Origin of the sequence: Nostoc cf. edaphicum LEGE 07299 (assembly GCF_015207245.1) — a bacterium.
GTDB classification, from domain to species: domain Bacteria; phylum Cyanobacteriota; class Cyanobacteriia; order Cyanobacteriales; family Nostocaceae; genus Nostoc; species Nostoc edaphicum_B.
This window is the reverse complement of record NZ_JADEXF010000546.1, coordinates 1-3,997: the sequence shown is the minus strand read 5'-3', so window position 1 is coordinate 3,997 and position 3,997 is coordinate 1. Positions and strand designations below refer to the sequence as shown.

Below are 3,997 nucleotides of genomic sequence, written 5' to 3'. Positions count from 1 at the left end.
GCTCGACTTTATCCAAAATTAAGAACTCCGCTTTCCTTATCGGTAAAAATTTTGGTTTTTTGGCAAATACTTTTTCCATGTCATTGATTTGCACTCAAGCCCAAAAACTAAAACTACTGCCTCGCAATGGTTTCAGCGTTGGGTTTTGGGTTGCGTAAAAATGGATAAAGTCGAGCTTAGGCGAAACTAGAGATAGTGGCAGAAAAAGTAAAATCACGCTTGGATGATTAAAAATGAAATCAGCAAACGAACGCGAACAATTAATTAAAAATATCAACGGACTGCTAAACCAAGCTTATGACAGTACTTTAGATAAGATTTACGCATTACTTCAAAAAATCGAAGATGAAGAGGAAGAGGAAGAATTAAAAGCCTATGAGCTTGCAAAAAAATCTGCTGAGATTGACGGTTCAGTGTCATGGGAGGAAGCTAAAAAAGAACTAAAACAAGAAATAAAAAAGGAAGTTGCGTGAGTTATAAAGTTGAAATATTAAAGGGAGCATTAAAACAACTTAAAAAATTATCGCCAGAACTTCAAGAACGCATACAAGTTAAAATTGATGATTTAGCCATAGAACCCCGCCCAAACGGGGCAAAAAAGCTAAGAGGTAAAGAAAATGCTTATAGAATTAGAGTAGGTGAGTATCGAGTTATATACGATATTTTCGATGATATTTTAGTGGTGAATGTTATAGAAGTTGGACATCGTAGTAAGGTTTATAAGGATGAAAGTTAGTACTAGTTAATTTGTAATTAATTCTTGATGATTTTAGTTACCTTGAGTGCTTGTTTGTCAAATATTGATGTTCAGCAGGGAAGAGTAAACTCCTTGTATCGCGGTAACACACCTTAGAACTTACAAAATTAAATTATTTGTTGTCATTATTGGCAGTAAAAATATCAACAGTTAAACTTAACAATTTAACTCCCCAAACTTAGGACTCCACCACCCTTTTTGTGTGCTGAAATAAGCCACATCTTTATGTTTGGTATCCTTACGAGATTGTGAATTAGAACATCGCAACATTGTCTTACTCTGCCCCTCTTTGATGTAACTGTACTCCTCTAAAGGTTTCTTACATACTGGGCAGGGATATGCCGTCATCTTCACGGGAGGCTTTTGTTGATTCTCTGCTTGGACTGTTTTAGCTTGTGGTGGCTGCCAAGTTTTGTTAAAGTCGCTCCAAAACAACACGACATTTTCACAGCCTTTTGTGCATTTGAGGAAATATTTCTTTTTAACTTTACTACTCGGAATTTTGGCGAGAAAATTTTTGCATTCAGGGCATCGCGTTTTGGAAGTTTCATATTTGCGCTCAGTTATCACATTAGCTTTACCTGTTGGGGAACTCGCAACTACAGTTTTAGCTTTAGAGAGCGCTGGTACAAAATAATTCTGATTCCAACTAGTTAAATAATGCTGCCAAAAGTTTTTTCCTTCAGAAATTGCATCAAGGGCATCTTCCATTTTCGCTGTGAATTCTGCCTCTAGTAAATCCGGTAATGCTTTGAGCAAAAACGCATCAACTTCTAACCCTAACGCCGTCGGTTGCAGATGGTCTTTTTTCAACTCAACATAATTTCGTTTTTTTAAGGTAGCAACAGTAGGAGCATAGGTACTTGGGCGACCAATTCCTTTACGTTCCATCAGTTGCACCAATTTTGGTTCACTATAACGGGGTGGTGGCTGCGTCTGCTTCTTTTCATGTCCAGCATTCTCCAGTTTTAATGCTTGTCCCTGTTGTAATGAAGGTAAAACACTATCCTTGCTGAGATTATTCCAGTACCGAGCATAACCGTAAAATTCAATTACTTGCCCTCTGGCTGACCACAGTAGGGAACCAGACTGAGTAATTACCAAAGTTTTACGCAATTGGGCAGCACGACACTGAGAAGCAATTGACCGTTTCCAGATCATCACATACAGATTAAACTCATCATCAGGAAGTTCTAAACGCAACTGAACTGAGGGACGAAACACATCGGTTGGACGAATCGCCTCATGTGCTTCTTGAGCCGATTTGCTACTGCGATGCTTGGCGACTTGCTGCGGTACATTCGGCGGGTCATTTTGCTCTAACCATTTACGGGCGCTGGCACAAAATTCTGGACTCAGCATTACTGAGTCTGTTCGCATATATGTGATAAGCCCTGCCTCATAAAGCTTTTGGGCCACAATCATGGTTTTATCAGGAGCAAACCTCAGCTTTGAACCGGCTGCTTGCTGAAGGCTGGAAGTTGTAAATGGTGGGGGTGGCTGGCGATTGACAATTTTTCCTTCAAAATGAATCACCTGATGAGGATGTCGCTGTGCTTCTTCTACTAAACGTGTAGCCTCTGCTTCGGAAAGAACGCGCTTAGACTCCGGTGTTTCTGGACTATTACCTACCTTTGCGTCATCGTGAGTTTCAGTTTCTTGGTCTGCTGCATCTTTTGCAGAATCTACCGTCCCTTTGTAAAAAGCCCGAAATCCTTCAGCATAATCTACCCAGACACTCCAGTAATCTTGGGGAACAAACGCCAGAATTTCATTTTCTCGCTGACAAATCAGGTGTAACGTGGCGCTTTGGACTCTGCCAACACTCTTAGCACCGTTATTCAATGCCCAAACTAAAGGGCTACCTTTATAACCTACAAGCTTATCTAAGCAATCTCGGCACAACCCAGCACCGATTAAGTTTTGGTCTAGCTTTCTGGGATTAGCGATCGCACTCTGTACCGCCGATGCTGTAATCTCAGTATAAATTACTCGTTTCGGTTCCCTTAAACCCAGCGTTTCTTTGAGATGCCAAGCGATTGTCTCGCCTTCCCGGTCTGGGTCAGTTGCTAAAACAACTTCATCAACCTGCCTCACCGCAGACTTGAGCTTCTGGATTGTTTCTTTCGCTCGTTGGTCACGCGGAACGTAATTGCACCTGACATTGCTGCCGTCCATGACGAAGCCCAAGGAATCGTCTCCTTCATTGCTGAGTTCTCGGATGTGGCCACAACTGGCTAGAACTTTCCAATCCGAACCCAGAATTTGACTGAGTTTTTTGACTTTTCCGGGAGACTCTACCACAAGCAGGCGTTTGATCATAGCAACTGCGTTTTCGATTTTGAGCAATAAACTGGCGATCGCAATGAGCGATGGCTGCGCCAACGCCAAAGGCGAACGCCTATTCTCGTCATGTGGATTTTCTAGAATACTGTACCAAAAAGCTTTGCAAATTGCTGAACTCTGAAGTAATTTTCTTGTACTTTAACCTTTGCTTCACTTCTAAGTCTCTAGCGTCAGCTTTTGCAACAAAACTGCTATCGTCCGGTGGAGGCGTTTATTATGCTGCATACATTAATAATAGTACAAATGTACAGGTTAAAACCAATCTTATAATTTAGCATCTTTAACCAATTATTGCTACTCTTAAAGCAGTAAATTACTATTTATTCACAATTTTCTGTCTTAAGCCTAAACTTCATGCTATGTTTATTGAATTTAGTGTCGGTAACTACAGATCCTTTAAAGAGCAAGTCACCTTTAGTATGGTGGCAGAAAACCTTGTCGCAAAAGACAAAAAGCTCGACGAAAACAACGTTTTTGAAATAGATGATGATTTAAAACTACTTAAAAGCGCCGCAATATACGGTGCAAATGCTAGTGGTAAAAGTAACTTGGCTACAGCTTTAGGTTTCATGAGATGGTTTATGATTAATTCTTCTAAAGAGACTCAAAGCACGGAAAAAATAGGTGTTGAGCAATTTAAACTCAGCACTGAAACCGAAGAAAAACCATCTTTTTTTGAAATCGTATTTTTAATAAATGGCAAAAGATATAGATATGGTTTTGAGGCAACTATTGAGAGGGTTGTCTCTGAATGGTTATTTTATGTTCCTAAATTAAAAGAAACTAAACTTTTTGAGCGTAAACTGAACAAGATTAGTGTTTCTAAAAGACTTAAAGCTGATGGTATTCAACAGAAAACAAGACATAATGCCCTCTTCTTGTCTGTATCTGCTC

General features: G+C 40.0%; 4 protein-coding genes. 3 read left to right on the top strand and 1 reads right to left on the bottom strand.

Features of this window, described 5'->3' with window-relative positions:
- The first annotated feature begins 233 nt into the window (after positions 1 to 233).
- Together IQ229_RS16570 and IQ229_RS16565 are read left to right on the top strand one after the other, a co-directional pair.
- Positions 234 to 473: a hypothetical protein gene (locus IQ229_RS16570; RefSeq protein WP_194045524.1), complete on the top strand. Its 240-nt coding sequence runs from the start codon at positions 234 to 236 to the stop codon at positions 471 to 473.
- Positions 470 to 736 (top strand): type II toxin-antitoxin system RelE family toxin, encoded by a 267-nt coding sequence (locus tag IQ229_RS16565; RefSeq protein ID WP_194045522.1) that lies wholly within the window; start codon positions 470 to 472, stop codon positions 734 to 736. The genes IQ229_RS16570 and IQ229_RS16565 overlap by 4 nt, the downstream gene beginning before the upstream one ends.
- Positions 737 to 913: 177 nt before the next feature.
- Here IQ229_RS16565 and topA read toward each other — a convergent pair whose 3' ends face one another.
- Positions 914 to 3,079, bottom strand: coding sequence for a type I DNA topoisomerase (gene topA, locus IQ229_RS16560; RefSeq protein WP_194045526.1), 2,166 nt, complete (start codon positions 3,077 to 3,079; stop codon positions 914 to 916).
- Between the two features lie 383 nt (positions 3,080 to 3,462).
- On the opposite strand from topA, the gene IQ229_RS16555 reads away from it, so the two are divergent.
- A partial coding sequence (locus IQ229_RS16555) for an AAA family ATPase (RefSeq protein WP_194045520.1) occupies positions 3,463 to 3,997 on the top strand: 535 nt, incomplete at its 3' end.